The organism is Dechloromonas aromatica RCB, from assembly GCF_000012425.1.
Map to the genome: position 1 here is coordinate 3,153,095 of NC_007298.1, position 25,049 is coordinate 3,178,143.

A 25,049-nucleotide genomic window follows, 5' to 3' on the forward strand; every position below is an offset into this window, starting at 1 on the left:
CATTCTGGGCATTTCCAATCGGGACATGGTTGCAAATTGCAACAACTACACCTTAAACCCATCCCCCGCGCGAATCAATCGCCTTTAGGAATCAACAACTTACAAAAGAACACGATGGCACACCATGTGCTAGCAATGAATGGTCCATGCCCACGGTCGATGGATCAAATCCTGTTCAAACCTCCGACTCTCTGCACAAACCTCATTCCAGATTGAATTCATCATGTCAAAGAAAATTGCACTAGCCCTCCTTTCCTCTGCGGTCTGCCTGTTGGCCGCCTGCTCAACAACCGCTACCGCCCCCACTGAAACGACCACACCACAGAAAGCGCCGGATTCCGTTCGTCCGGTCGCCGCAGCGCCGAGTGGCCTTTCCGCAGCCGATCTGGCCGCCTTGCGCGATCCTTCCAACCCGCTTTCAAAACGCAGCATCTACTTCGATCTCGACAGCAGTGCCATTAAGCAGGAATACCGTTCTGTCGCCGAAGCTCACGGAAAATTCCTCGCGAATAGACCCGGGGTAAAGGTCACCGTGCGCGGCAACACCGATGAGCGAGGCAGCCGTGAATACAACCTGGCGCTGGGACAACGTCGTGCCGATGCCACCAAACAGGCACTGAGCGCCTACGGTGTTGTCAGCGACCAGATTGAAACCGTCAGCTACGGCAGCGAAAAACCGGCTGCTGAAGGCCATAACGAAGCAGCCTGGGCAAAAAATCGCCACGCGGACATTGCCTATCCTGGGGAATGATTTGGCAAGGCATTCAGTAGCGAAGACGGTTCTCATCACCTTGAAGGACCGTCTTTGCAAGGTCAAAAGCAGATTGGATAGCAGGTCAACGCCCATCGCCATCCTTCTGCTTCTGAGTGCTTGCGGCACAACGCCGCCGGCAGCAACAAATGCACCTTCGCAAAATCTCGCGACAAGCGAAGTCGCACCGCCCAATCCCCCGGATGCTGCCCGAGAGGAAGCCCCTCCACTCATTGCCACTTCCAGGCAAGACCACATTCGTAGTGAAAAGAAATTATCCAAAAGATATATCTCGTTTGCTCCGAACGAACTGAGCCTGGACGAAGCGAACCGCAAGAAACTTCACGGCTATGCCCAAGAACTAAAAAATCGGCCCAAAACCGTGGTTGTCATCAAGGCTTTTTCCTATGGTGCCGGCAGTCGCGCCTACACATTGGCCGCCCTGGAAAATCAGCTGCGCGCAGTCTCTGGCGCACTGCAGGAATCCGGAATTCAGAAAACCAGAATTCGACAAGTGCTAATGGGGCAGCGCTTCCAGAAAAAGTTTTGCCCGACGCAAGAATGCAGCAATGGTTACCAGATAGTAGAGATCGACTGGAAAGACTGAGCGTGTTTCAAAACCAATCCTTTCAAGTCATTCAGAGAGCGACATCCTGGGCAATCAAGCTCATTTTGCTGTTCCTGATCGGCGGAGGCATTGGCAGTATTGCGTTTGCACTAATCCCTCCCGAAGCTGCCAGCGAATTGATTACCCAAGGTTCGGATTGGCAGAGATTAAGCCCGGAGGAGCAGTTGGCGCTCGCCCCACTGGCAGAGAAATGGGCATCTTTGAATAGCTTGCAACGGGACAAATGGCGCTCGACCGCCAGAAAATTCAGTCACCTTTCTCAAAGACAAAAAGATAGATTCCATCGGCGTTTAGTGAGATGGAGCGAAGTCACCAGCGTCCAGAAAAATATCGCCAGAAGCAACTACAAAGCATTCAAAACAAAACCGGTCCAGGACAAGATGAAAGCGCTTGCCACCTGGAAAGCTCGCTCAAAATCCGGGGAAGCCGTAGCGACGCTTGAGCCAAAGCATGCCGATCAGAGCATGGCACCTCAGGAAACGGTCACCGAACAATGAATTCCGGCAACGTCACCTGGGTTCTGCTGACCTGTGCAGCGCTGGTCGCGTTCGGATGTGATTCGGAAAAACAAGGCACATCGAAGCATTCTGATTTTCCAGAGAGAATGCAGATTGTAGAAAACATCAGCAGACTGACTGCAAGCGATCATCGCAATACAACCTATCGCTATGAGTTGATTGGCGGATGCCAGCTCCTCATCACCAAATTGCTGAATGGAAGTCGGTTCAGTCAGGCCAATATCGACTTATCGAATACAGACTTCGAAATATTCGAATATGCCAAGGGGCTCGGTTACTCGCTTAGAACACCGGGTTCACATGGAAAGTTAACGATTTTTGAAACTCCTTCACCGGAAAGGGTGGAAACCGCGATCCACGAATTCAACGAACTGAGTTCAATGTGCCGCACCAAACAACCATTGGCGACAAGGTGAAGCTCAGGGCGTGAACCACTCCGCCTCCCAAAGACCAGGAACTGATCCAGCGGGAAGCTTCAAACGGGTGGATGAGCCTGAAGTCTTTGGCGTCTCAGGTCGAGTTGTCGGGTGACGATTGCGATGATGCCGATCTGCTCCGCATCGGGTACCTTGCCTTGATCAAACGATCGGATAACAAGGTCGGATAGCTCATCGTCCAGCCGATCAAGAAGTGTCAAATTGGCATTTCGAGCGTTGCGCATGATGCTCACCAGTCGCTCGATATCAATGCCACCGCCTGTCGCTGAGTCGGACTTTCTTGCACTGAACAACCAGACGATGCACGAGCCAAGAATACCCAGAATAATCGATATCAAATAGAAGATGCTCACGGCGCTGTCGACCAGTGAGTTTTGCTCCCCCTCGAAATACGCGGCAGCCCCGGGATGGATAGGCAAGCCGGAGCCATCGTCGCTATCCGGAGCCTCGATGTTCCGGGCCAGAGGAGAGGTTGAGATCAGGCGTGCCTTGGTCAGGGTGAGCAGGCGTGCAATTTCACCCGTGGCAAAGTCGGGCAGCGAGTGCCGTCCAACCAGGCGAAAGGTGACGGCCAAGGTCTCCAGCGCCTCCTCCGGCTTCGGTTTCGCTCCGCCAAAATCGCCCTCTTCGATTTCGTTGGCCTCTGTACCCTGGATTGTTTTGGCAATGGCAGCCGCCTGTTTTTCGCCAATCAACTTTGGTGAGGTTTTGGATGCACTGCCGATTGCGGCGATGGCCTTGCTAACCGGGCCGGTGCCCGATGGACCAAGCGCAAGAATGCCGGCCACTTGTTTTTTTGCGATGGCCGGACCAATTTCATCCAGCGTCAGTAATTCCTGATGAACCGTTTCGGGGTTGATATTATAAAAATTCAGAACGCCATTCAGCAGCCGCACCAGACTTTCATTGCGCTCCGCTGAATCCGACTTGAGCAAGCCGATTTTCTGGCCTGACAGCCCCTGAAAACTGCTCAGGCTAGCGTTTCCCGGCACGATCAGCACCAGATTGTCACGACGGAGAACTGCAATCGTCAGTCCGTTGCTCGGCATCGCGATATCGCTGCGGACGATAGCAAGATCGGCTTCCCCGTTTTCCAGGGCCTTGGCGCTGGCAGCGAAACTCTCTTTCTTGATGCGCTTCAGATGAATGATCGGACGTTCTTCAGCGAATACCTTTGTGATCGTATTCAGGAAGTCCGCACCGCCAATCATGGCGGGTCCAGTCGCCACTTTCAGCGGCCAGCGGACCAAACCCTGCTTGATGACCAGCGTGCCAATGGCACCAATACCCAGAACAATCATCATTCCGAGAAACAACTGCTTAACCCAGACAGGCCTTGAGCCAAGCAGTCGTCTAGCAGAACGGATCATGAGCCATTCCTGAGTAGTAGAAATCGGGCCTGCGGCCCTGGCGGCCAGGTTGGCCTGTTTCAGTCGCGCCTGACCAGGACATAGGGACTGCGAAACTTTGCCCCTTTGATCTCTGAGACAGCGAACGAACTTCCTGACGATAACAGTTTCGCCCGCCCGGCAACCTCTTTACTGCCATCGGTTGATGTTTCTTTCATTTCAACGATGACCGGCTCCGGGGCAATCAAGCGCAGTTCGCACGTCGTGCTTGGCGTGTCTCTTGGCGAAAATTTCACGGTGGAGTTTGGCCCAACCAGCGAGACAGACTGCTCCAGGGTGCCAGCCAGGTAGACATCGATTTTGACGGCATCTACGGCAAAGGCGTGAAGGGGAGCGGCCAGCAGTGCAGCGAGAAGCAGGGACAGGGATTTCATCGACAAATTCCGATTATGTGGAGTTTGCGCGCCAAGCCAAAACGGGGGCAAAACAGCGCGCCGGTCACGAAAAACGGGAAATACTAACGCCACCGCTCAATTTTTTCAGTCACAGATTGTAATTGCGTGACCATCTCTATCGCCAAGGCTGCCCAAACCCGCATCAATTCGCCCTTCCCCCTGAATAATCACCCCTCAATGACCCCCATCTCCTTCAGCACCTCCTGCGCTGAACGAAAGGCATCGATAGCCAGTGGAAAACCGCAGTAAACGGCAGCGTGGAGCAGGGTTTCCTGAATTTCCCGCATCGTCGCCCCATTGTTGATGGCCCCGCGCACGTGGCCCTTGATTTCGGTAGCACGACCGAGGGCAGTGAGCATCGAGAGGGTGAGCAGGCTACGGGTTTTCAGGTCGAGTCCTTCACGACACCAGGTCGTTCCCCAGGCGTTGCGGGTCACGAACTCCTGCAACGGCGCGGTAAAGGCATCGACATTGGCGAAGGCCTTGTCGACGAAAGCCTCGCCCATCACTTGTTGGCGCATCTGCAAGCCTTGTTTGAACTGTTCGTCGCGATTCATGTGGTTTCTCCGGAAAGCTGGACGTTAGGTCTATTTGAAATATCCGTTCAGCTTACGAAAGCAACGCCAGGCCGTCCATTTTTTTGCGGCAGTGCGACGATTCCTCCGAAGCTTTTCCGCACCATCGCTTAGACTGCGCCCCTTACTCTTTCGACAGGACGCCCGATGCAACAAGAACACTTCATTCCGGGCAAAGATGCCTCGCTCGAACACTCCATCGCCACGATGCAGGCCAAGCTGCTGGCCCGCGGCTTCGATATCGAGGAATGTTCCTGGCTGAACCCGGTCGATAACGTCTGGTCCGTGCATGTGCGCAATCGCGCCTGCCACCTGATGTTCACCAACGGCAAGGGCGCCACCAGGCTGGCCGCCCAGGCCAGCGCGCTGGGCGAATATTTCGAGCGCCTGTCGTGCAACTACTTCTGGAATCATTATTACCTTGGCGACGCCGTGGCCAACGGCGAATTCGCCCATTACCCGCGCGAACGCTGGTTCCCGGTCACCGGCTCCGACTGGCCGAGCGAACTGCTGACGCCGGAACTGCAGGCCTTCTACAACCCGGAAGGCAACATCCCGGCCGAAGCGCTGATCGACGTCAATACCGGCAACTTCGAGCGCGGCATCTGCGCCATTCCCTACGTGCGCCAGCGTGACGGCGCCGAGGTCTTCGTGCCGGTCAACATCATCAGCAACCTTTATGTCAGCAACGGCATGTCGGCCGGCAACACGCAGGCCGAGGCGCGCGCCCAGGCGCTGTCGGAAATCCTCGAGCGCCATGTCAAGTTCAAGGTCATCGCCGAAGGAATTTGCCTGCCCGACGTGCCGGAAGCCGTCATTGCCCGCTACCCGACCATCGCCGCCGGCATCCAGGGCCTGCGCGACGCCGGCTTCGGCATTCTGGTCAAGGACGCCTCGCTCGGTGGCAAGTACCCGGTCATGTGCGTGACCATGCTCAACCCGAAGGACCAGGGCGTCTTCGCCAGCTTCGGCGCCCACCCGCGCTTTGAAATCGCCCTCGAACGCGCCCTGACCGAATTGCTGCAGGGCCGTGCCCTCGAAGCGCTGGACGGCTTCCCGCCCCCCGGCTTCGACCTCGACGAAGTGGCCAGCGCACCGAACATCGAAATCCATTTCGTCGACTCCAGCGGCATCGTGCATTGGAATTTCTTTGGCGATACCCCGGACTTCGACTTCGCCGACTGGAACTTCAACGATCTGGAAAACGGCAAGACTGCCGACGACTACACCTGGCTGGCCGAGCGCATTCACGATGATGGCCACGACATCTACGTCGCCGACTTTGACCATCTCGGGGTCTACGCCTGCCGCATCCTGGTCCCCGGCATGTCCGAGATCTACCCGATCGACGACCTGGAGTGGGAAAACAACAGCAACGGCGCCGCCGTCCGCCCGGCCATCCTCAATCTGGCCGAACTGGACGACGATCAGTGCGGACAGCTGCTCGACCTGCTGAACGAACTGAACATCGCCGACGAACGCCCGGTTGCCGCGTTGATCGGCCTTGCTCCGGATGCCGGTTCGCTGTGGGCCGATCTGCGCATCGGCGAACTGAAGACCATGCTGGCGCTGGCCGTCGGCGATACCGATGCAACGCTCGAAGGTTGCGAATGGGTGCGCCAGTTCGAACAACTCGACGCCGGCCGCCGCCGCGTTTATCAGTGCATCGCGACACTGCTCGAAATGGAAGACCCGAACATCTTCGAGGACGCGCTGGTCAGCCTCTACGGTGAGGACACACTGGACATGGCGACCGACCTGATCGATGGCGAAATCCGTTTCTTCGGACTGGTTTCACCGGGACTCGAGCTGACCGGTTGTGAATTACACCAGCGGCTGCTGGCTGAATACGCCAAAGCCCACCCGGCTGCGGTACACGGCTGAAAATAAGCGAAAAAAAGGGCGTCGCCACGCGATGCCCTCGGCGTGAGCTTTCCGCCTAGATTTTGAAGCGGTCGGTATTCAAGCGCATCGTGTGCGCCAGTTCGCCCAGTCGATGGGCCGACGAGGCGGTTTCATCCGCCGCCGCGTTGTTTTCTTCCGCTGACTGCGCGACCATCTCCAGTTGCTGCGCCAGCGATTGAGTGGCCGAAGATTGCTCGGCAATCGACCCGGCAATATCCGCCACCACGGAAACGACCTCACCCGCTGCCCGGCGGATATCGACGATGGATTGTCCGGCCTGCTCGGCCAGTTCGGTGCCGGTACGCACCTCCTGCACCGTCTCATGCATTGCATCAACAGCCGAGAGCGAACTGGACTGGATCGTCTCGATCATCGTCGAGATTTCGCCGGTGGCCTTGGTCGTCCGCTCGGCCAGCTTGCGCACTTCGTCAGCAACCACGGCAAAACCACGCCCGGCCTCACCGGCCCGCGCTGCCTCGATCGCGGCATTGAGCGCCAGCAGATTGGTCTGATCAGCCACGTCCTTGATGACCTGGACGATGCTGGAAATTTCCTTCGACTGCTCGCCCAAGGCCCCGATCATGCTGGCCACACGATCGATCGCGTCGGCAATGTGCCTGATCTTGGTCACCGCATCGCCGATGACACGACCGCCCTCGTCGGACAAACTCCCGGCTTGGCGAGCCAAATCCGAGGCCGTATGCGCATTGTCGGAAACCTGGTTGATGCTGACTGAAACCTGTTCGACGGAAGCCGCCATTGCCGCAGCCGACTCGCTGGACATCGCCGAGGCCTGGGCCGACTGGCTGGCGGCAGAGGACAGGGAGTGAGCCGAAACGTCCACCTCTCCGATTGAGCGTTTCAGTTCGTCCAGCGTCTTGCGCAAGGTCGCCAGCAGTTCGTTGAAAGCTTTCGCCGCCTGCCCGACTTCATCTTCGGAATCGACACGCACAGTAGCCGTGAAGTCATTTTTGTCACACACCAGCGTGATGACGTCGCGCACCGAACTCAGCGGACCGGTAATCGAGCGGATGATCCAGACAGCTGCACCGAACGCGAGCAAGACACCGACAATCAAACCGCCAATGGCACGGTTTCTTGCGCTTTCGTACTCTGCACGATTGCGGGCGACATCACTCTGCATGTTCTCATCCTGCAGGCTGGCCATTTCCTTCACGGCGCTGATCAGCGCATCGTTCTTCGGGGCGAACTCCTTGCTCAGAAGCAATCTGGCTTCGGCAGGACTCCGATCAAGTGCTTCAAAATACTTGCCGTACAAGCTGCTTTGCGCCGCACGCGTTTCCTTGATGTGATCGAGGATTTTCCTTCCCCGCTCCGTGCGCACCAGCGGATCCAGTTTTTCGATCAGTTCGCTGTTCAGCTTCCGGTTGGCACTGATTTTGGCTTCCAATGCAGCCCGTTCTTCATTGCTATCAACCAGCAGGATGGCGCGCAACATGCCTCCGTTTTTGAGCACGCTCTCGACAAGTTTGTAGGATGTATTGAGCTTGAACACCCGGTCTTTAACCAAGGTATCCATGTCCTGCATCGATTCGGCCAAGCGCTGCAATGCCAGGATGTTGCTGACCAACAGCAGGATGATCAAAGCGGTGAATGCAAATATCAAGCGGACTTTTATTGTTAGGCGACTGAACATCGACCCCCCCTAGAAAAAGAAAAACAGAATTCAACAACATTGTGTTTTTCTTATACACAATCAAAAAAGAGGTATCAATTTACTTTTGTCACTTTCGAAAAATAAATCGCTGAAACTGGCAGATCGTGGTCGCAAAGCCCTCCGCAGGCGGGCGCAAGGCACGACAAAAACCACTCACCGGCCGCTGCCAGAATGTTTCCGCTCAAGAATTCGAACTTGGGTACCGGTGTCCGGGCCGCGACACTATTTCAGGCGGGCGACTTGCTCAGCCACTTGACCAGCATCGCGTACAGATGGCCGGGATCGACCGGCTTGGCGATGAAATCGTTCATGCCTACCTCAAGGCAGCGCACTTTATCCTCGGCAAAGGCATTTGCCGTCATGGCCAGAATGACAATCCCGGCCTTGCCAGCCTGCTCGCGAATCTTCCGGGTTGCCGTCAGGCCATCCATTCTCGGCATCTGCATATCCATCAGGATCAGGTCATAGTCATTCCGGTCAAGCATTGCGATGGCCACGACACCATCTTCCGCCACATCGGCGATCAGGCCGACATCGTCCAGCATGGCCAGCGCGATCTCCTGATTAATCGGCTCATCCTCGACCAGCAGGATGCGGCAGCCCCGATAATCTCCTCTCAGAACTTCACCGGCACCATCGAGCAATTCAATGCCTGCCGCCGCATCGCCCGCTGCCCCTTTCTTCAAGCGGGCGGTCAGCCAGAAAGTACTCCCCTGCCCCAGCACGCTGCTGGCACCGGCATCCCCCCCAACCAAACGGGCGATCTTCCGGGTAATCGCCAGCCCCAGGCCTGTGCCGCCATAGCGGCGGGTGATCGAGTTGTCGGCCTGCTCGAAGGCAGAGAAAAGCCTGGGCAAGTGCTCGGGAGCAATGCCGATTCCCGTATCCTCAACCTCGAAGCGCAGGAGCAGGCTGTCGGCATCCTCATCGACTCGCCTGGCCCGCAAGGTAATACGGCCGGATTCGGTGAACTTGATGGCATTGGACATGTAGTTCAGCAAGGCTTGCTGCAAATGAACCGGGTCTCCGAGCAAAGGGGGTAGCGTTGGGTCGCTCTCGACCGAAAGTTGCAGATGCTTTGCCTGGGCGCGATCCTGGAGAATGGCTGTGACGTTATCAAGAATGCCCGCCACCCGCAGTGGCGCCTCCTCAAGCGAGAACTTTCCGGCCTCGATCTTGGACAGGTCGAGAATGGCGTTGATGGTTTCCAGCAGATGCTCGCTGGCCAGTTCCAACCGGTCGAGCCGTTCCATCTGTTCGGGCGCCAGGCCACCACGCCTGATCAGATGCGCCATGCCAGAAATCGCATTGAGCGGGGTACGTATCTCGTGTGACATGTTGGCCAGAAATTCACTCTTCGCCACGTTGGCAGCCTCGGCAGACTCTTTCGCGACAGCCAGCTCCTCGGTGCGCTCGGCAACGAGTTCTTCCAGATGCAGGCGGTGCTGCGCCAGTTCTTCTTCGTTGCGAACCTGCTCGGAAATATCCCGGCTGACGCCGAAAAGTCCGACGACCCGTTTTTGCTCGTCAAATAATGGCCACTTGTAAGTCTGCACATAGCCGCGCTGACCGTCGGCGTCGTAGTACGGCTCGATCTTGTTCAGCAAGGGGCGGCCTTCAGTGAGGACCCGGTATTCCTCCTCCTGATAGACCCGTGCCGTATCCGGCGGAAAAATTTCCCGGTCGTGCTTGCCGATCATTTCGCGCCAGCTGGCATGTCCGGAAATCTCGGCCATGGCCTGGCTGCAAAAACGGAAACAGCCCTTGGCATCCTTGAAATACACAAAATCTGTGGTCTGATTCAGGAATGCCTCGAAGTCCCGGTTGAAATCCGCCAGCTCCTTCTCAGCCTGCTTGCGGTCGGTAATGTCGACATCCATGCAGACGAGGATCGGTTTTTCAGGGCTTTCCCCGGGGATGGAAAACATCGTCGCCTCGACCCAGCGCAGTTCGTCATCACGGGTCCGGATTGAATATTCTGCCGGACCGATGGGCTTTCCGCTCGCAGCCACCTCGTCCAGCAGGCGCGTGAAATTGTCAGTCTGCTCCCGGTCAAAAATCAGCCGATCCAGTCGCTGGCCAATCGCCTCCTCGGCAGACCAGCCATAAAGTTGCTCCGAGGCATGATTCCAATAGATCACCCGGCCCTGCAAGTCGTACCACTGGACAGCCACATCCGGCGTATTCTCCAACGTCGCCGAAAGTTGCCGCCCGGAAGATTCGGCGCGTGCCCAAGCCTGCGAGGCCTGGTTCAAGGCCCGCCAGAGCACCAGAAAAGCCCCCAGCACCAGCAACGCTACGACAGCCATGCCCAGACGTAACAGCCAGACATTGTCCGCCCTGGTCGGCCAGCCGCCTCGCGGCAGCGCGGCCAGTTGCCATGTACCGCTGGGTAGATTGATTTCGGCCAGCACCGGCGACTCGGCAAACAATGCAGGGCGACCGAAGAAGACGCCCCCTTCGCTCCCTTTCCCATCGGTGCCGCGGATTGCGATCTCGATCGGCGAGTTATCATCCCGCAAACCGCTATTCCGGTACAGCAATTCTGCATCGACAACCGCGCTGACAATCCCCCAGAAACGCTCCTGCCCCTCACCATCCGGCAGAAAAACCGGCAAGCGTGCCACGATGCCGACGCCGCCCTGAACCAGACTCAACGGGCCAGCCAGGACGATCTGACGAGTCAGCCTTGCCCGATCCGCTGCCTCGAACTGTCCAGGGCTTTTCCGGTAGTCGAAACCAATGGCCTTCTGGTTGCCCTGCGTGGGGTAAATCAGGCGAATCATCATGTCGGGGGCGACGGCAATACTGCGCAACTGCGTGCGGCCGGCAAACAACGGCTGGACTGCCCGTTCAAAACGAGCCTGAACCAGATCCGGCTCCAGAGCGATGACCCCGACCAGACCTCGAACCAGCTGGATATCGCTGTTGAGATTGCTGTCCAATCGGTCCCGGGTCCGGATCAGATTCTGCTGAACTTCGCCGCGGACAGCGCCGATATAACGCTCATCGTTGATTCGCTCGCCGACATAGGCCGCCAAAGCCATTCCGCAGACCAGCAAGGCCATGACCGTATTAAAGACGCCGCGCCTCATCGCTCGCCAATCCAAAGTGTGGCCACAACGCCTTCCTGGGGCCGGAATGGCAGCCAACCGCAGCACTCGACAAGCATCGACATCTATCCGCAGCTCCGGTAGGAATAAGGAAATAGCTCTTTTTTTGGTGATTCTAGCGATGCAGCAAGGCCGGAAGCAAAAACTATCGTTAATGATGCTCCGCTCCGGTAGTCAAAAGCATGAGCAAGGCAAGCGTATCCGCCATGTCAGCGAACTAACTGCTTCGCCTGAGTTCAAATCAGTAAGCTCAATCAAACATGTCGGCAAACCGACGAGGAGCACGTAATGGAAGCTGGTGCTCGGACCCGCTTGGAAAACGACTCATTCGGCAGCATCAAGGTCGCCGCCGAACGGCTCTGGGGTGCGCAAACGCAACGGGCGCTGGAAAATTTTGCGATTTCGTCAGAGCGCATGCCGAGCGAACTGATCCATGCCCTAGCCACGATCAAGGCCGCCTGCGCCAGCGTCAATCGGGAACTCGGCCTGATGAAGCCAGCCCTAGCGGCAGCCATTGTCATTGCGGCCAACGAAGTCGCCAGCGGCCGCCATGACGACGAATTCGTGCTGCCGGTTTGGCAGACCGGTTCCGGCACGCAAACCAACATGAACATGAACGAGGTGCTGGCCAACCGCGCATCAGAACTGCTCAATGGCCCGCGCGGCAACGCCCGCCTCGTTCACCCCAACGACGAGGTCAATCTCGGCCAGTCATCCAACGACATTTTTCCGACGGCCATGCATGTCGCAGCGGCTACCGCCATCACCAGACAACTGTTGCCGGCCATCCAGCAACTGACTGCAACGCTGGAAGAAAAAACAGCCGAATTCGCTGACATCATCAAGATCGGTCGCACCCATCTGCAAGACGCCACTCCGCTATCGCTGGGCCAGGAATTTTCGGCGTATGTAGCCCAACTGCAGCATGCCGAAACCTTGATCAGCGCCAGCCTGTGTTCGCTCTTTCCGCTGGCCGTGGGAGGAACGGCCGTCGGCACCGGCTTGAACACGCATCGTGAATTCGGCAGTCGAGTCGCCGCCGAGCTTGCCATCCGCACCGGCCAGCCTTTCACCAGCGCCGCCAACAAGTTCGCCGCGCTGGCCGCGCATGATGCCCTGGTGGCCGCCCACGGTGCCCTGAAAACCCTGGCCGTGGCCCTGATCAAAATGGCCAATGACATTCGCTGGCTAGGTTCAGGCCCCCGCTCGGGCTTGGGCGAAATCAGGCTGCCGGAAAACGAACCGGGTAGCTCCATCATGCCAGGCAAGGTCAACCCGACCCAGTGCGAGGCGCTGACCATGCTCTGCTGCCAGGTGATGGGCAACGATGTGACGATCGGCATCGCCGGCGCCTCCGGCAATTTCGAACTGAACGTCTACAAACCGGTGATTGCCCACAATTTCCTGCAGAGCGTACGCCTGCTGGCTGACGGCATGCTCAGTTTCGAACGCCACTGCCTGCGCGGCATCACAGCCAACAAGGAACGCATTGCCGATCTGATGGAAGGCTCACTGATGCTGGTCACCGCGCTGACCCCGCACATCGGCTACGACAATGCGGCTGAAATCGCCAAACTGGCACACCGTCAGGGAATGACACTGAAGCAGGCAGCACTGGCCCTCGGTCATGTCTCGGCAACGGACTACGACCGCTGGGTCGTGCCGGCCGACATGATTCATCCGGGAAGGCCCTAAAGCCTTAGCAGTCAATTCTTCATCCCAGAGGCTCCGCCGGCGGGATTCAGTGTCTTGAAGCCATGGATTCCTGTTGGCGCGGGAGCGACAAATTGATCAGCGGCGTCCCAGAAAGGGCGATGGCAACGATCAACCGGGCTGGCTACGGAACACCAATACCGTCATTTTCGAAATCTGTACAAACAAGCTAGCCCCTGTTTGAACTTCCTGGCATCTCAAATGTCATTAAGTCTGTGAGTGGAATCACAGCAGCCTGAGACTCGTAGGCGTTGATGGGGAGAACACGTATGAAACGTACTCTGCTGGCCGCTATCGCGGCATTCGTCACCCTTGCCGCTGGCATCGGAATATTCCAGAACCAACACCACAGCATCGGCGACGCCTTGGCCGCGAATGCGCCAGTCAGCGTTGCGGCGCCGCCCGCCGGAAAACCCATCCCCGAAATCTCTGCGGTTGATCAGGACGTGCCCTATCACGAGGCCTGCGCCCGCGAGGGGCTGAACGAGTCCGAATGCGTCGGCCGCCTGATCTGGTTCAAGGCCACCGCCGGCAACGACCGTTTCCACACCTACACCTTCCAGCAGCGCATTGGCGTGCTGATCGACTGGTTCCGCATCCTGCGCGCCGACCAACGCGACGACCGTTTCTGGGCTTGGGGCATCATCAACGACCCGGCCTGCTGCAAGCCGGGCGACCCGGACTGCCCGGCCAAATCGGCCGAGGAGACCTATGGCTTCGACTGGTGCCCGGGCGACGACGTGCTGCTCAAGTACGTCGGCAAGCCCGGCTACGTCGACCCGGCCTGCGGCCTCAAGGACGCCGCGCTCGACCCGGACGATCCGCACAGCCAGGGCGGCAAGGTAGATCAGCGCCATTCGGCCTGCGACCTCAAGTTCGGCACCTCGACCGGGGCGCTCGGTATCCGCAAATTCCCCAACCCGCGCTTCGACGCCGCCAGGTGGCAAGTGCTGAACGGCGGCAATGCCAGCTGGGCCGGCTTCAACGCCACCAAGGCGGCTGCCACCGGCGTCGAGTCGGACGCCCGCGTCAGCAAACTAGCCGATGCCTCGGTCGAACCGCCCTTCCTGATCGGTACCGCCTGCGGCTCCTGCCACATCGCCTTCGACCCGCTCAACCCGCCGGCCGACCCGGCGCATCCGAAGTGGGACAACATCAAGGGGCTGATCGGCAACCAGTACACCCGGATGTCCGAACTGCTCACCTCCGGCATGCCGAAGAGCAGCCTGGAATACCAGATGTTCGCCCACGCCCGCCCGGGCGTCACCGACACCTCGGCCATTTCGCACGATCAGGTCAACAACCCCGGCACCATCAACGCGCTGATCAACGTCGCCCAGCGCCCGGTGTTCAAGGGCGAAATGGTCACCAAATGGCGCAAGGCCAACACCTGCGGTACCGAGAAGGATGAGGACAAGTGCTGGTGCGAACCGGGCCGCAACGGCAAGTGCTGGCAGAAGAGCACGCGCGACGACGACACCACCACCATCTTCCTCGGCGGCCAGAAGGTCGTGCTGCCCGGCGTGCATCACATCCTGAAGGGCGGCGAGGATTCGATCGGTGCCCTGGAGGCCATCCAGCGCGTCTATTTCAATATCGGCTCGTGCTCCGAACAGTGCTGGGTCAACAACTTCACCGACATGCGGCAACTGGACCCGGAACAGCGCGGCTACGGCCAGACGGCATTCAACATCGGCCAGTGCCGGCGCGACTGCCCGAACTTCCGTGCCGTCGAGGACCGCCTGCAGAACATCCTCGATTTCTTCGCCTCGGCCGAATCGGATGAAAGCGACCTGTACGCAGCCCGCGCCAACCAGCGCAAGGCGAAAAATCCGGCCGCCACCTACACGCGGGCCGAGCTTGCCGCCGACCTCGAGAAGGAATTCGGCAAGGGCGCCGTCGGACGCGGCCAGACGGTCTTCGCCGACAACTGCGCGCGCTGCCATTCGAGCATCCCGGAAAGCGCCGGCGGCGCCTTCAAGAACCGCGACTTCACGGCGCCCAACGATGCCCATCCGCGCAAGGTGCGCGCCGATTTCCTGGGCAACGACCAGCCGACCGCCGTCACCGAAGTCGGCACCTTCCGCTGCCGGGCGCTGCACTCCAACCACAAGCCGGGCCATCTCTACATGGAATACGCCTCCAACACGCTGCACAAGCAGCCGCCGGTCGCCGACATTCCGGAACGCCCCGAACTGAAGGACGGCGGCCGCGGCTACATGCGCAACGTTTCGCTGGTCAATGTCTGGGCCACCGCACCGTTCATGCACAACAACGCCGTCGGCCCGGAAATCTGCGGCAAGCCGGCCAACAAGGACAACGATTTCCACCGTGCCCGCTACGTCGGCGCCGATGGGAAACTGCTGCCCGAACAGCCCGACTGCGTGCGCTACGACCCGACGGTGGACGGCCGCTTCGACCTCTACAAGCGCTCGATGTTTGAACTGCTGCACCCCAGGGAACGCGGCGCCAAGCGCACGCTGACCAACGCCGACCTGCTGCTCGACGTCGGCATCCGCCCGCTCGACGGCAAGACCGAAAAGCCGCTCGGCGGATTCGGCCAGGTGAAAATTGCGGCCGGCGCCAGCGCCGGTTTCCTGAATGGGCTGGAGTACAAGCAACTGGTCGGCGACCTCTTCCTCGCCAAGCGCCACCCCGAGCTGCTGGAAAAGGCCGGCCGCAAGGCCCTGCAGCCAACCCTGCTGGAGATCGCCGACGAGGTTCTGAAAAATCCGTCGCGCTTCGTCGAGATCCTGCGTGAGAAGCGCGATTTTCTCAGCGCGAACTACGAGACCTGCACCCAGGAGATCGAAAACGAGGGCCACCGCTTTGGCGAGGACCTTTCCGAAGCCGACAAGAAGGCGCTGACCGCCTTCCTCGCCACCCTCTAAGGCACGGGAGATCAGATCATGGGACTGCACACCTTCACCCCGCGCACCGGCCGGATCGCCCTCACCACCCTCGGCGCCCTCGCCATCCTGACGCTGGCCGCCTGCAGCAAGCCGGAGCCGCCGAACATCGGCTTCGCCCCCTACGGCAAGGACTACTCGACCAAGATGAGCCTGGCCCAGGTCGAGTACAAGTACCCGATCCCGGCGGCCGAACTGGCGAAGATCACGCCGGACTACCTGGCCAAGCTGGACCAGGAGCAACTCGACCAGATCTACGCCCGCCTGCCAGCCGGCCCCATCCCGGATGGCGCTTTCGACGGCCGCATCCTGCTGCCGCGCGGCGAGAGCGGCAAGTTCCGGCTATCCGAAATCGTCGGCGGTTTCACCGGCATGGGCCTGCACCTCAAGGGCCTGTTGATCGAGGATGTCGGCGAGGCGCTTTGGCGCGGCAAGGTCTTCTTCCGCGACGAACGGGTACTCCGCAACCGCATCGAAGACCTGTCGGTGCTGAAAAAGATCGGGCTGGTCGAAGGCGAGCCGAAGAAGATGAGCTATGGCGGCAAGGAAACCTGGCTGCTCTTCCCGGCCAAGCTCTACTGCGGGCAAAGTCTGCTCGACGCCCGCCGCGAATCGATCATCATCGACTATTTCTTCACCGACGAAATCCCCGGCTACCAGGAGAGCCCGGACTTCCTGGCCGGTCGCCGCGGCCTCAAGGTGCGCGACGAAATCCGCATGATCCGTCCCGGCCTCTACCTCGGCCGCGCCTACCTCGACCGCGCCTTCGCGCTCAATTTCACGCTCTACGACAAGGCCAGCGACGACAAGGCGCGCGACGACTTCGTCAAGACCGGCACGGTACAGCAGGACTGCTGGCCCGGCACCCAGGCCCGCGCCATTCCCGTTTCCGCCAAACCGTGAACGATGGCCGGGTCATGGACACCCGTCATGACATTGCGCAATTCCCTGCACGCCGGCCTGCTTGCCCTGGCCTGCGGGCTAGGCGCCAGCATGCATGCGGCCGCTGAAATCCGCTCGCCGGAGCCGGCCTGGGTCGTCACGCCGAGCCTGGCCGGGGACAACCTGCCACCGAGCGGACGTTCGCTGTTCGACCAGCTGTTCGCCGTATCACGTAACGGGCAGAGCCACATCGAGATTCCCTTCCCGTTCGCCGCCCTGCTCCAGCGTCTCGACAGCGAACTGGCCCGCGACCCCACCAGCCCGCTGCCGCCGGCCAAGCGCGTCCTGATCCCGCTCGGCCGTTCGCTGCAGCGCACGGCCGCCGCGCCGGACTATTTCGCCTTCCCGCGGGTGGTGGTGGCGGTGGATTCGGAAACCGGCCCCATTTCGAAATTCTTCCTGAAGGACCGGCTGTACATCGGCTACCAGGAAAAGTCGTCGGTGCTGGAAGTGATCAGCTACAACGAAAGCGCCGGCCGCTTCGAATTCCAGCTGGTCAAGGACTACCGGGCCGGGGGCAGGCCGCAGGTCTATTACGCCAACCGCAACCTGTGTTTCGCCTGCCACCAGAACGGCGCGCCCATCTTCTCCCGCGCCCTGTGGGACGAAACCAACGCCAATCCGCAGGTCGCTGGCCTGCTCGCGGCCAGCCGCCGCGATTTCTACGGCATCCCGCCCGGACGCGGTGTCGATATCCCCTACGCCATCGACAACGCCACCGAACGCGCCAACGGCTTCGCACTGACCCAGCGCCTGTGGCGCGAAGGCTGCGGCGAGGCCGACCTGGCGGCCCGCCGCTGTCGGGCCGGCCTGTTCGTCGCCGCCCTGAGCCATGCGCTATCCGGCGGCCAGCGCTGGATTCCCGATGAAAATTTCCGGCAAACCGTGGCCGAGCCGCTGCAGAAGGAAGCCAGCCGCCGCTGGCCCGGCGGGCTGGCCATTGGCAACCCGGACCTGCCCAACCGCAATCCGCTGGAAGGCATGGGCAACTGGCCGCAAGACCCGGCAGCACGCATCGCCCGCTCCCACGTTGCGGCGCGTTTCGATCCCCTGCTGCCTCGCCCGGCCCGCGACATCTGGCGCCCGCAAACGCCGGACGCCATGGGCACCGCGATTGCCGGCCTGGCCGAATTCGTTTCCGCGGCCGACCGCCAGGCCCTGGAGCAGGCATTGGCGCGACAGACCAGCGGGCGCGATACGCAGACAACGTCGCCCTGCCGGATGGAACGGGCAGCCTCGCGCTGGGCGGTCCGCTGCGCACCGGCTGCCGGGCAGTCCGGCCCACGCATCGACGCCACCCTGTCGCTCAAGAACGGACGCCCGACCGGCGGTCGCATCGACCGGCTGACACTGCCCGGCGGCACGGCCTTGAGCAATATCGAGCTGGTCGCCCGCCCCGCCGATTCAGGATTTACGCTGCGCTGGGAAGGGAGAGTGCCGCGCACCGCCGACGGCCAGGCGTTGACGCGCTTGAGCTTGCGGCCAGCTGCGGGCGATCCCGACGCCGGCGTGGTAACTCTGAATATCCGCGACGACTTCGCCGCGCTCGAACAGGCCGTTTCGAGCCTGCTCGAATCGCCGCCGGGCGAGGCGCTATTCGGAGCGACAGCCATTCCCCGCACAGCCTTGTTCGCGGCACTGCTGTCCCGTCTCGGCGGGGCGCCCTCAGCGCCCTGCTGCCAGGCCGCCGATGCGCTGCCGCTGCCCCGGCTGGAAGTCGTCGCAGCCATTCCCGGCGGCAGCGCCAGCGCACCGATGGAGCCCGCCGTTCAACGCTTCTTTCCCTACTGCGCCACCTGCCACCAGTCGGCCGAGACCTTCCCGCCCAATTTCCTGACCGGAAACGATGCCCAGGTCGCCGCCCGCCTTCGCCAGTGCGCCCCGCGCCTCTACGTGCGGCTGGCCATGGCCGACCTGGCGCCGGAGCAGCGCGACAAGACGCCGATGCCGCCGGAAAGCATGCTGCCGGCCTTTGCCAGCGATGCCGCCGGCTGGAAAAATAGCCCGGCCCGTGCCGCCCTCCTGACCCAGGTCGGCGACTGGCTACGCGCCGAAAGCGGCCGCCCGCCCAACCTCACAGAACTGCTGGCCGGCGGCTATGAAGCCCTGCGCTCCTGCCTGCCGACGCCGTAGCACCAACCCACCAAGGGGAGCACCATGAACGAAGAATTCAAATTGAGCCCCAGCCCCTGGAAGCGCCGCTTCCTGATTCTCTTCACGCTCACCATCGTCATTCCCGGCTTCATCGGCCTGCTGCTCCTCAAGCGCTTCGGCGAGGACACCCCGGTCGATTACGCCAGTCCGACCGAGCATTTCAAATACGGCTCGACCGGCGGCGAGCACGAGATGGGCTTCCCCTACTGGATCTGGAAGGCACTGCCCGAAGTCTGCCCGCAATACCTGCCGGGCAAGGGCTACCAGTCGCTCGGCATGGTTTACGAAAAGAAGCCCGACGGCAGCGACCGCGACCTGCCGGTCGGCACCTCGCAGCGCCGCTTCCAGGGTATCGACCGGGTCTTCGTCAATTGCGCCGTCTGCCACGTCAGCACCGTGCGCACCGCCGCCGACAAGCCCGCCAGCATCGTCCTCGGCATGCCGGCCGCCACGTTCAACATGAAGGGCTTCGAGGAGTTCTTCTTCCGCTGTGCCGCTGACCCGAAATTCTCGAAGGAATACATCCTGCCCGAGATCGAACGCCAGGGCGCCAACCTCGACCTGCTCGACCGCTACCTCGTCTACCCCGTCGCCATCGCCATCATGCGCGACCGGGTGCTGGCCCTGGCCGGGCGTTTCGACTGGGTCTTCAAGCAGCACGAATGGGGGCCGGGCCGGGTGGACACCTTCAACTCGGCCAAGGTCATCTTCAATTTCCCGATGAGCCATCTCGACCCGAAGGAATTCGATGCCCCGGCCGATTTCCCGTCGATCTGGCGGCAGCGCCAGCGCAAGGAGCCGAAGGAGATGCAACTGCACTGGGACGGCAACAACACCACCGTCGAGGAGCGCAACAAGAGCGCCGCCTTCGGTACCGGTACCACCCCGCCAACTATCGACATTCAGCGCATCAAGCGCGTCGAGGCGTGGATCATGGATGCCGCCCCCCCTGCCTTTGCCGACTTTTTCCCGATAGACCGCCAGCTGGCCGCCCAGGGCGCCCCGATCTACCAGCACTACTGCGCGGCCTGCCACGGTGCCTCGGGCAGCGACTTCAGCGGCGAGTACGTCGGCACCGTCGAGCCGCTGGCCAGGATAGGCACCGACCGCCGCCGGCTGGACTCCTACACCTACACGCTGGCCGTCAACCAGGCGACGCTGTACTCCGGCTACCCGTGGCGCTTCACGCATTTCCAGAAGACCCACGGCTACGCCAACATGCCGCTCGACGGCCTGTGGCTGCGCGCCCCCTACCTGCACAACGGTTCGGTGCCCAGCCTGCGCGACCTGCTCGAACCGGCGGCCAAACGCCCGAAGGCCTTCTATCGCGGCAACGACGTCTATGACCCGATCAAGGTCGGCTTCGTCTCGAACGTGACCGAAGCCGGCGGCAAGAAATTCTTCCGCCTCGACACCACTGTGCCCGGCAATGGCAACGGCGGCCACGAAGGCAAGGCCTACGGCACCGAACTGAGCAGCGCTGAAAAATCGGCGCTGCTCGAGTTCCTGAAGACATTCTGAGAGGGGATGACATCATGACGACCTCCTGCTCGTGCAAGACCTGGCTGAAATACGCCGCACTCGGCCTCGCCACCGTCGCCGTCATCGGCGCCATGATCGGCTACGACCGCGGCTTCCGCCAGTATCCGCAACCCGACTGGGTGACCGCGACGCCGGAAATGCGCTTCAAGTACGGTTCCATCGGTGCCGAGAACGACGCCGGCGTGCCGTACTGGATCTTCTACGTGCTGCCACGCATCTTCCCGGAGAAACTGACCCAGGACGGCCTAGTCACTCCCGGCGGCTACGCCTCCCTCGGCGTGTCCTGGGAACTGGGACAGGAGCTGCCCATCGGCTTCACCAAGAAGACCATCGGTTTCCCCCGCGTCGCCAACAATTGCGCCGTCTGCCACACCACCAGCTATCGCGAGCGCATCGATTCCAACCCGGTTTTCGTGGTCGGCGGCCCGGCCCACACCACCAATGTCGAGGGCTTTTTCCGCTACCTGATCGACTGCGCCAAGGACCCGCGCTTCAACGCCGACATCCTGATGGCCGAAATCGACCGGGTGACCCACCTCGACTGGATCGACCGGCTGCTCTACCGCTTCCTGATCATCCCGATCACCAAGAAACGCCTGCTCGAACGCGAAGCCCAGTTCGCCTGGGTGTACCGCAAGGACTTCCCGGACTGGGGCCGCGGCCGCGACGACGCGATGAACCTGACCAAGTACTTCATGATCAAGGCGCCGATGGACGACACCTTCGGCCCGACCGATATGCCTTCGGTGTGGAACCTGAAAAAATACGTCTGGGACAAGGGCCATCGGATGAACTACGCCGGCGACAGCAACGACCCCTACTCGGTGATCATGGATTCCGCCCTCGGCGTGCTCGGCGCCCCGCCGGCCAACAAGGCGGATTTCCTGGGCCAGGTGAAGTGGCTGCACGACTACCTGTCGGCATTGCCAGCGCCCAAATACCCGTTCCCGATCAACGCCGCCAAGGCAGCCGCCGGCCTGCCGCTGTTCGACGCCCACTGCGCCAGCTGCCATGCCAGCGCCAAGACCGGAACCCCGCTGCCGCTGGCCGCCGTCGGCACCGACCGCGGCCGGCTCGACTCATGGAACAAGGGGGCCGCGATCAAAGCCAACCAGGTCGTCAAGGACATGGGGCTGGAACGCAAAGGCCTGGTCGAAGAAGACCTGATCGGCTATATCGCGCCCTTCCTCGACGGCATCTGGCTGCGCGGTCCTTACCTGCACAACGGCTCGGTCCCCACCCTGCGCGACCTGCTCGAACCAGCCGCCAAGCGGCCCAAGGTTTTCTGGCGCGGCTATGACGTCTATGACCAGAAGAAGCTGGGTTTCGTCAGCGACTCCCCCGAAGCCAAACGCGTCGGTACCCGATTGGACACCGCGAGCAAAGGCGGCGGCAACCAGGGGCACGAATTCGGAACGACCTTGTCGACACCAGAGAAAGAGGCTCTGGTCGAGTACCTGAAGACCTTGTAGGTTCGATTTTCACGCCGTCTGGAGGAAGGCATGACCGATATCTTCCTGAGCTACACCGAAAAGGACAGGGAGCAGGCGCGCCGGGTTGCGGCGATGCTGGAGTCGGGCGGCTGGACGGTCTGGTGGGACCGCCGGATTCCGGCCGGCGAAACCTGGCGCACCGTGCTGGAGAAGGCACTGGAAGACATGCGCTGCATGATTGTGCTGTGGTCGGCCCGCTCGATCGAAAGCGAGTGGGTGTACGAGGAAGCCACCGAGGGGCGCCGGCTGGGCAAACTGGTCCCGGTACTGATCGAGGCCGTGCGCCCACCGGCCGGTTTTCGCGAAATACAGGCCGCCGACCTGAGCGACTGGGACGGCACGCGCGAATTCGAAGGCCTGCGCATGCTGCTCGCCGACCTTGAAAACCTGCTCGGCAAGCCCTCAGCAGCACCAGGCAATCGGCAGCCCGCCATCGATGGCGGGGGAGGCAGTTCGGACCTGCCTTACGACCCGGCCGATCTGGCGGGCGGCGTGATCGTGAGGCCCTGGTGGCAAAAACACCGCCTGGCGGCCATGGCGGCAGCAGGCACGCTGCTGGTGGCGGGGGCTATCTACCTCGCCTGGCCAGCGCGAGAGCCGACGCTTGTTGCCCCTCCGGTGCGCAACCCGGAACGCCATGAAACTCACCCTGGCACGTTGCCCGGAGCAGCGATGTTGGCGCCAACCACTCACGAAACAGAAAGCGCCCCGGTTGCGAAAGTCACGCCCCAGGCACGAACACCGGCCAAGCGCAGCGAAACGACGCGAACGGCCAGTGCGCGCTGCACCGATCTTCTCGCCCGGATTCAGTTGGGTGAATCGCTTTCCTACGAAGCGCAAGCCGTCTTCCAGAAGGAGTGCCAGCAATGACCATCGTCCTCCGCCAGAAGTGGGGTATCCGGTTGTGGATCACTTCGCTCTGTATTGCCGTGCTCGCCTCGGGCTGCGACAGCCTGCGCGAGAAAATGGCAATACCGGCCGCCCCCGCCGCCAGCTCCGGCACCCAGCCCCCCGCTGCACCGGCCCCTACCACGCTACCGCCGACGCAAGCCTACGACAAGGCCGTACTCACTGCGGCCACCGCCTTGTTCAAAAATGCCAAACTGCCTGCCGAGGGCATGCTGGCACAGGCCAAATACGCAGTGGTCATCGACCCGCTGATCGATGGCATGACCGGGACACAATCGGTCGCCACCCAGGCGATGGGCGTCCGCCTGGCCAACCTGATGCGCGAACACTATCCGCAATTCGACGTGAAAGCCTTTTCCGCAGCGAATGTGGCCAAGAGCCCGCTGGTGCTGATCGGCACCTTCACCGGCGTCAACGCCGAACGCAAGACGACCGGAACGCGCGAGGCTTACCGGATTTGCCTGGCCCTCGCCGACCTGCGCAGCGGCAAGCTGGTCAGCAAGGGGCTGGCCTTCGCCCTGCCCGATGGCGTCGATCCGACGCCGCTGGCTTTCTTCCGGGACGCCCCGGCCTGGTCGGAAGACCCGGCAACCGAGGGCTACATCAAGACCTGCCAGGGCACCAAGGCCGGCGATCCGATCAATCCGCTCTACCTGGACCGCATCCTCGCCGCCTCCCTGGTCGCCGAAGCCATCGACGCCTACGATGCCGGCCACTACCAGAACGCGCTCGAACTGTACGGCAGCGCGCTGGCCACGCCGGCGGGCAATCAGTTTCGTGTCCATAACGGCATCTACCTCGCCCACTGGAAACTGGGACACCGGCAACAGGCGGCCGCGGCATTCGGGAAAATCGTCGACTATGGCCTCGAGCACCGTCGCCTGGCCGTCAAGTTCCTGTTCCGGCCCGGCTCGACCGCTTTCGTGCAGGACGCCAAGCTGAGCGGCCCGTATCCGCTCTGGCTGAAAACAATCGCGCAGCGCTCCGGCGGAAGCGCCAATTGTCTGGAAGTGACCGGCCACACCAGCCCGACCGGCCCGGAACCCCTGAACGAACGCCTGTCACTGCTGCGGGCGGAATACGTCAAGGAACGCCTGGCGGGGATGTCGCCCTCGCTCGCCAAACGGATGATCGCCAACGGCGTCGGGTCAAGGCAAACACTGGTCGGTACCGGGCGCGACGACGCCAGCGATGCACTCGATCGCCGGGTCGAGTTCAAGGTCATCGGCTGCTAGGGCACACTGTTCAATCAGTCATCCCGATGCCTCACTGGCTAAGGAGCCTTAGGGTACGGAATGAGCAACCGGTTTTAATCAGTGCTCACCTAAAAATTTCGGCAGGCCTGGATGTATCCGAAGGCCTGCCGTTTGCTGCGGAACGTAAACCGCCGAAAATGAAATTTCGGCCGAGTCAGGCGCTCAGCGCGCCGCAATCACGCCGCAGGCAACGCGCTTGCCGGAATTGCCGGCCGGCTGCGACTTGTAGTCGTCCGGATCGGCATGGATCACGACGCTGCGGCCAACGACACCGTTCGGCCCATTCAGGGTCAGCCCCTTGAGTTCGGCACTGTACTTTGCTTCGCCCTGAGCATTGGCGACCAGATTGGGCATGTCGCCGCCGTGGTGTTCCTCACTGGCGTAATGGCCATGCGACTTGCTGACCGGATTGAAATGCCCCTTGGCGCTGCTCGCATCCGGCGCGCTGCAATCGCCCGCCTCATGGACATGGAAGCCATGTTCACCCGGCGTCAGCCCGGAAACCATCGCCTCGACCCGCAGGCGACCACCCGTTTCGGAAAAGCTGACTTTCCCGCTCACCATGCTCCCGGAACGCGCCTGCAGATCGGCACCGGCCGACGGCCCCATGACCGGGGTCGCGCAAGCACCCAGAAAAATGGCAGAAAAGGCACTCAAAGCAAAACCGATACGTCGCAGCATGTTGTTCTCCTCAAAGGATCAGGCGGTTTGAAAAATGCCAA

General features: G+C 61.1%; 20 protein-coding genes. 14 read left to right on the forward strand and 6 right to left on the reverse strand.

Translation table 11 applies throughout. The annotated features are described in order from the left end of the window. Positions 1–139: 139 nt before the first annotated feature. Genes pal through DARO_RS15000 form a run of 4 tightly spaced genes read left to right on the forward strand, consistent with a single transcriptional unit; the run spans position 140 to position 2,313 of the window. Positions 140–751, forward strand: coding sequence for a peptidoglycan-associated lipoprotein Pal (pal, locus tag DARO_RS14985; RefSeq protein ID WP_497462983.1), 612 nt, complete (start codon positions 140–142; stop codon positions 749–751). 40 nt (positions 752–791) lie between these two features. Further along, positions 792–1,358, forward strand: coding sequence for an OmpA family protein (locus DARO_RS22910; RefSeq protein WP_198134051.1), 567 nt, complete (start codon positions 792–794; stop codon positions 1,356–1,358). Between the two features lie 2 nt (positions 1,359–1,360). Then, a complete protein-coding gene (locus tag DARO_RS14995; RefSeq protein ID WP_041224438.1) occupies positions 1,361–1,876 on the forward strand; it encodes a DUF3106 domain-containing protein in 516 nt (171 codons plus the stop codon). Beyond that, positions 1,873–2,313, forward strand: coding sequence for a hypothetical protein (locus tag DARO_RS15000; RefSeq protein ID WP_011288656.1), 441 nt, complete (start codon positions 1,873–1,875; stop codon positions 2,311–2,313). Before DARO_RS14995 ends, DARO_RS15000 begins: the two co-directional genes overlap by 4 nt. A 59-nt stretch (positions 2,314–2,372) precedes the next feature. Here the strand turns inward: DARO_RS15000 and DARO_RS15005 are convergent, their stop codons facing one another. The 3 genes from DARO_RS15005 to DARO_RS15015 all read right to left on the reverse strand — a co-directional run bounded on the left by DARO_RS15005 (position 2,373) and on the right by DARO_RS15015 (position 4,695). Then, positions 2,373–3,704 (reverse strand): TAXI family TRAP transporter solute-binding subunit, encoded by a 1,332-nt coding sequence (locus DARO_RS15005; protein ID WP_011288657.1) that lies wholly within the window; start codon positions 3,702–3,704, stop codon positions 2,373–2,375. A 59-nt stretch (positions 3,705–3,763) separates the two neighbouring features. Beyond that, complete coding sequence (locus tag DARO_RS15010) at positions 3,764–4,117, reverse strand: hypothetical protein (protein WP_011288658.1); 354 nt, start codon at positions 4,115–4,117, stop codon at positions 3,764–3,766. Positions 4,118–4,305: 188 nt separating this feature from the next. Beyond that, positions 4,306–4,695 carry a carboxymuconolactone decarboxylase family protein gene (locus DARO_RS15015; protein WP_011288659.1) on the reverse strand — a complete coding sequence of 130 codons (390 nt, stop codon included), beginning with the start codon at positions 4,693–4,695 and terminating at the stop codon, positions 4,306–4,308. A 165-nt stretch (positions 4,696–4,860) separates the two neighbouring features. Here DARO_RS15015 and ycaO point away from each other — a divergent pair, with 165 nt between their 5' ends. Next, positions 4,861–6,597: a 30S ribosomal protein S12 methylthiotransferase accessory factor YcaO gene (ycaO, locus tag DARO_RS15020; RefSeq protein WP_011288660.1), complete on the forward strand. Its 1,737-nt coding sequence runs from the start codon at positions 4,861–4,863 to the stop codon at positions 6,595–6,597. A gap of 55 nt (positions 6,598–6,652) precedes the next feature. On the opposite strand, the gene DARO_RS15025 is transcribed toward ycaO, so the two are convergent. After that, the gene (locus DARO_RS15025) at positions 6,653–8,275 is read right to left on the reverse strand and encodes a HAMP domain-containing methyl-accepting chemotaxis protein (RefSeq protein WP_011288661.1); all 1,623 of its coding nucleotides are present in this window, start codon (positions 8,273–8,275) and stop codon (positions 6,653–6,655) included. 248 nt (positions 8,276–8,523) lie between these two features. Next, positions 8,524–11,391: a PAS domain S-box protein gene (locus DARO_RS21850; RefSeq protein ID WP_011288662.1), complete on the reverse strand. Its 2,868-nt coding sequence runs from the start codon at positions 11,389–11,391 to the stop codon at positions 8,524–8,526. A gap of 46 nt (positions 11,392–11,437) precedes the next feature. Here DARO_RS21850 and DARO_RS22915 point away from each other — a divergent pair, with 46 nt between their 5' ends. The 9 genes from DARO_RS22915 (at position 11,438) to DARO_RS15070 (ending at position 24,306) form a co-directional block, all read left to right on the forward strand. Continuing rightward, positions 11,438–11,698: a hypothetical protein gene (locus DARO_RS22915; RefSeq protein ID WP_157037229.1), complete on the forward strand. Its 261-nt coding sequence runs from the start codon at positions 11,438–11,440 to the stop codon at positions 11,696–11,698. Next, positions 11,698–13,104: a class II fumarate hydratase gene (fumC, locus tag DARO_RS15035; protein WP_011288663.1), complete on the forward strand. Its 1,407-nt coding sequence runs from the start codon at positions 11,698–11,700 to the stop codon at positions 13,102–13,104. Before DARO_RS22915 ends, fumC begins: the two co-directional genes overlap by 1 nt. A gap of 287 nt (positions 13,105–13,391) precedes the next feature. Continuing rightward, the gene (locus tag DARO_RS15040; RefSeq protein WP_011288664.1) at positions 13,392–16,013 is read left to right on the forward strand and encodes a hypothetical protein; all 2,622 of its coding nucleotides are present in this window, start codon (positions 13,392–13,394) and stop codon (positions 16,011–16,013) included. Between the two features lie 18 nt (positions 16,014–16,031). After that, positions 16,032–16,934: a hypothetical protein gene (locus tag DARO_RS15045; RefSeq protein WP_011288665.1), complete on the forward strand. Its 903-nt coding sequence runs from the start codon at positions 16,032–16,034 to the stop codon at positions 16,932–16,934. Positions 16,935–16,961: 27 nt separating this feature from the next. Next, positions 16,962–19,106 carry a hypothetical protein gene (locus DARO_RS15050; protein WP_049758725.1) on the forward strand — a complete coding sequence of 715 codons (2,145 nt, stop codon included), beginning with the start codon at positions 16,962–16,964 and terminating at the stop codon, positions 19,104–19,106. A 24-nt stretch (positions 19,107–19,130) separates the two neighbouring features. Further along, a complete protein-coding gene (locus DARO_RS15055) occupies positions 19,131–20,648 on the forward strand; it encodes a c-type cytochrome (protein ID WP_011288667.1) in 1,518 nt (505 codons plus the stop codon). Positions 20,649–20,662: 14 nt separating this feature from the next. Continuing rightward, entirely contained in the window at positions 20,663–22,141 is a 1,479-nt protein-coding gene (locus DARO_RS15060; protein ID WP_011288668.1) for a c-type cytochrome, read from the forward strand. A 30-nt stretch (positions 22,142–22,171) separates the two neighbouring features. Beyond that, entirely contained in the window at positions 22,172–23,032 is an 861-nt protein-coding gene (locus DARO_RS21855; protein ID WP_011288669.1) for a toll/interleukin-1 receptor domain-containing protein, read from the forward strand. After that, positions 23,029–24,306 (forward strand): OmpA family protein, encoded by a 1,278-nt coding sequence (locus tag DARO_RS15070; RefSeq protein WP_011288670.1) that lies wholly within the window; start codon positions 23,029–23,031, stop codon positions 24,304–24,306. The genes DARO_RS21855 and DARO_RS15070 overlap by 4 nt, the downstream gene beginning before the upstream one ends. Positions 24,307–24,489: 183 nt before the next feature. Here the strand turns inward: DARO_RS15070 and DARO_RS15075 are convergent, their stop codons facing one another. Then, positions 24,490–25,008 carry a superoxide dismutase family protein gene (locus DARO_RS15075; protein WP_011288671.1) on the reverse strand — a complete coding sequence of 173 codons (519 nt, stop codon included), beginning with the start codon at positions 25,006–25,008 and terminating at the stop codon, positions 24,490–24,492. Positions 25,009–25,049: the final 41 nt, after the last annotated feature.

What these genes read in the sequence shown, in the direction of transcription:
- pal (WP_497462983.1), top strand. Translation starts at nt 140, where the DNA reads ATGGTCCATGCCCACGGTCGATGGATCAAATCCTGTTCAAACCTCCGA.
- DARO_RS15000 (WP_011288656.1), top strand. Translation starts at nt 1,873, where the DNA reads ATGAATTCCGGCAACGTCACCTGGGTTCTGCTGACCTGTGCAGCGCTG.
- DARO_RS15005 (WP_011288657.1), bottom strand. Translation starts at nt 3,704, where the DNA reads ATGATCCGTTCTGCTAGACGACTGCTTGGCTCAAGGCCTGTCTGGGTT.
- DARO_RS15010 (WP_011288658.1), bottom strand. Translation starts at nt 4,117, where the DNA reads ATGAAATCCCTGTCCCTGCTTCTCGCTGCACTGCTGGCCGCTCCCCTT.
- DARO_RS15015 (WP_011288659.1), bottom strand. Translation starts at nt 4,695, where the DNA reads ATGAATCGCGACGAACAGTTCAAACAAGGCTTGCAGATGCGCCAACAA.
- ycaO (WP_011288660.1), top strand. Translation starts at nt 4,861, where the DNA reads ATGCAACAAGAACACTTCATTCCGGGCAAAGATGCCTCGCTCGAACAC.
- DARO_RS15025 (WP_011288661.1), bottom strand. Translation starts at nt 8,275, where the DNA reads ATGTTCAGTCGCCTAACAATAAAAGTCCGCTTGATATTTGCATTCACC.
- DARO_RS21850 (WP_011288662.1), bottom strand. Translation starts at nt 11,391, where the DNA reads ATGAGGCGCGGCGTCTTTAATACGGTCATGGCCTTGCTGGTCTGCGGA.
- DARO_RS22915 (WP_157037229.1), top strand. Translation starts at nt 11,438, where the DNA reads ATGGCAGCCAACCGCAGCACTCGACAAGCATCGACATCTATCCGCAGC.
- fumC (WP_011288663.1), top strand. Translation starts at nt 11,698, where the DNA reads ATGGAAGCTGGTGCTCGGACCCGCTTGGAAAACGACTCATTCGGCAGC.
- DARO_RS15040 (WP_011288664.1), top strand. Translation starts at nt 13,392, where the DNA reads ATGAAACGTACTCTGCTGGCCGCTATCGCGGCATTCGTCACCCTTGCC.
- DARO_RS15045 (WP_011288665.1), top strand. Translation starts at nt 16,032, where the DNA reads ATGGGACTGCACACCTTCACCCCGCGCACCGGCCGGATCGCCCTCACC.
- DARO_RS15050 (WP_049758725.1), top strand. Translation starts at nt 16,962, where the DNA reads ATGACATTGCGCAATTCCCTGCACGCCGGCCTGCTTGCCCTGGCCTGC.
- DARO_RS15055 (WP_011288667.1), top strand. Translation starts at nt 19,131, where the DNA reads ATGAACGAAGAATTCAAATTGAGCCCCAGCCCCTGGAAGCGCCGCTTC.
- DARO_RS15060 (WP_011288668.1), top strand. Translation starts at nt 20,663, where the DNA reads ATGACGACCTCCTGCTCGTGCAAGACCTGGCTGAAATACGCCGCACTC.
- DARO_RS21855 (WP_011288669.1), top strand. Translation starts at nt 22,172, where the DNA reads ATGACCGATATCTTCCTGAGCTACACCGAAAAGGACAGGGAGCAGGCG.
- DARO_RS15070 (WP_011288670.1), top strand. Translation starts at nt 23,029, where the DNA reads ATGACCATCGTCCTCCGCCAGAAGTGGGGTATCCGGTTGTGGATCACT.
- DARO_RS15075 (WP_011288671.1), bottom strand. Translation starts at nt 25,008, where the DNA reads ATGCTGCGACGTATCGGTTTTGCTTTGAGTGCCTTTTCTGCCATTTTT.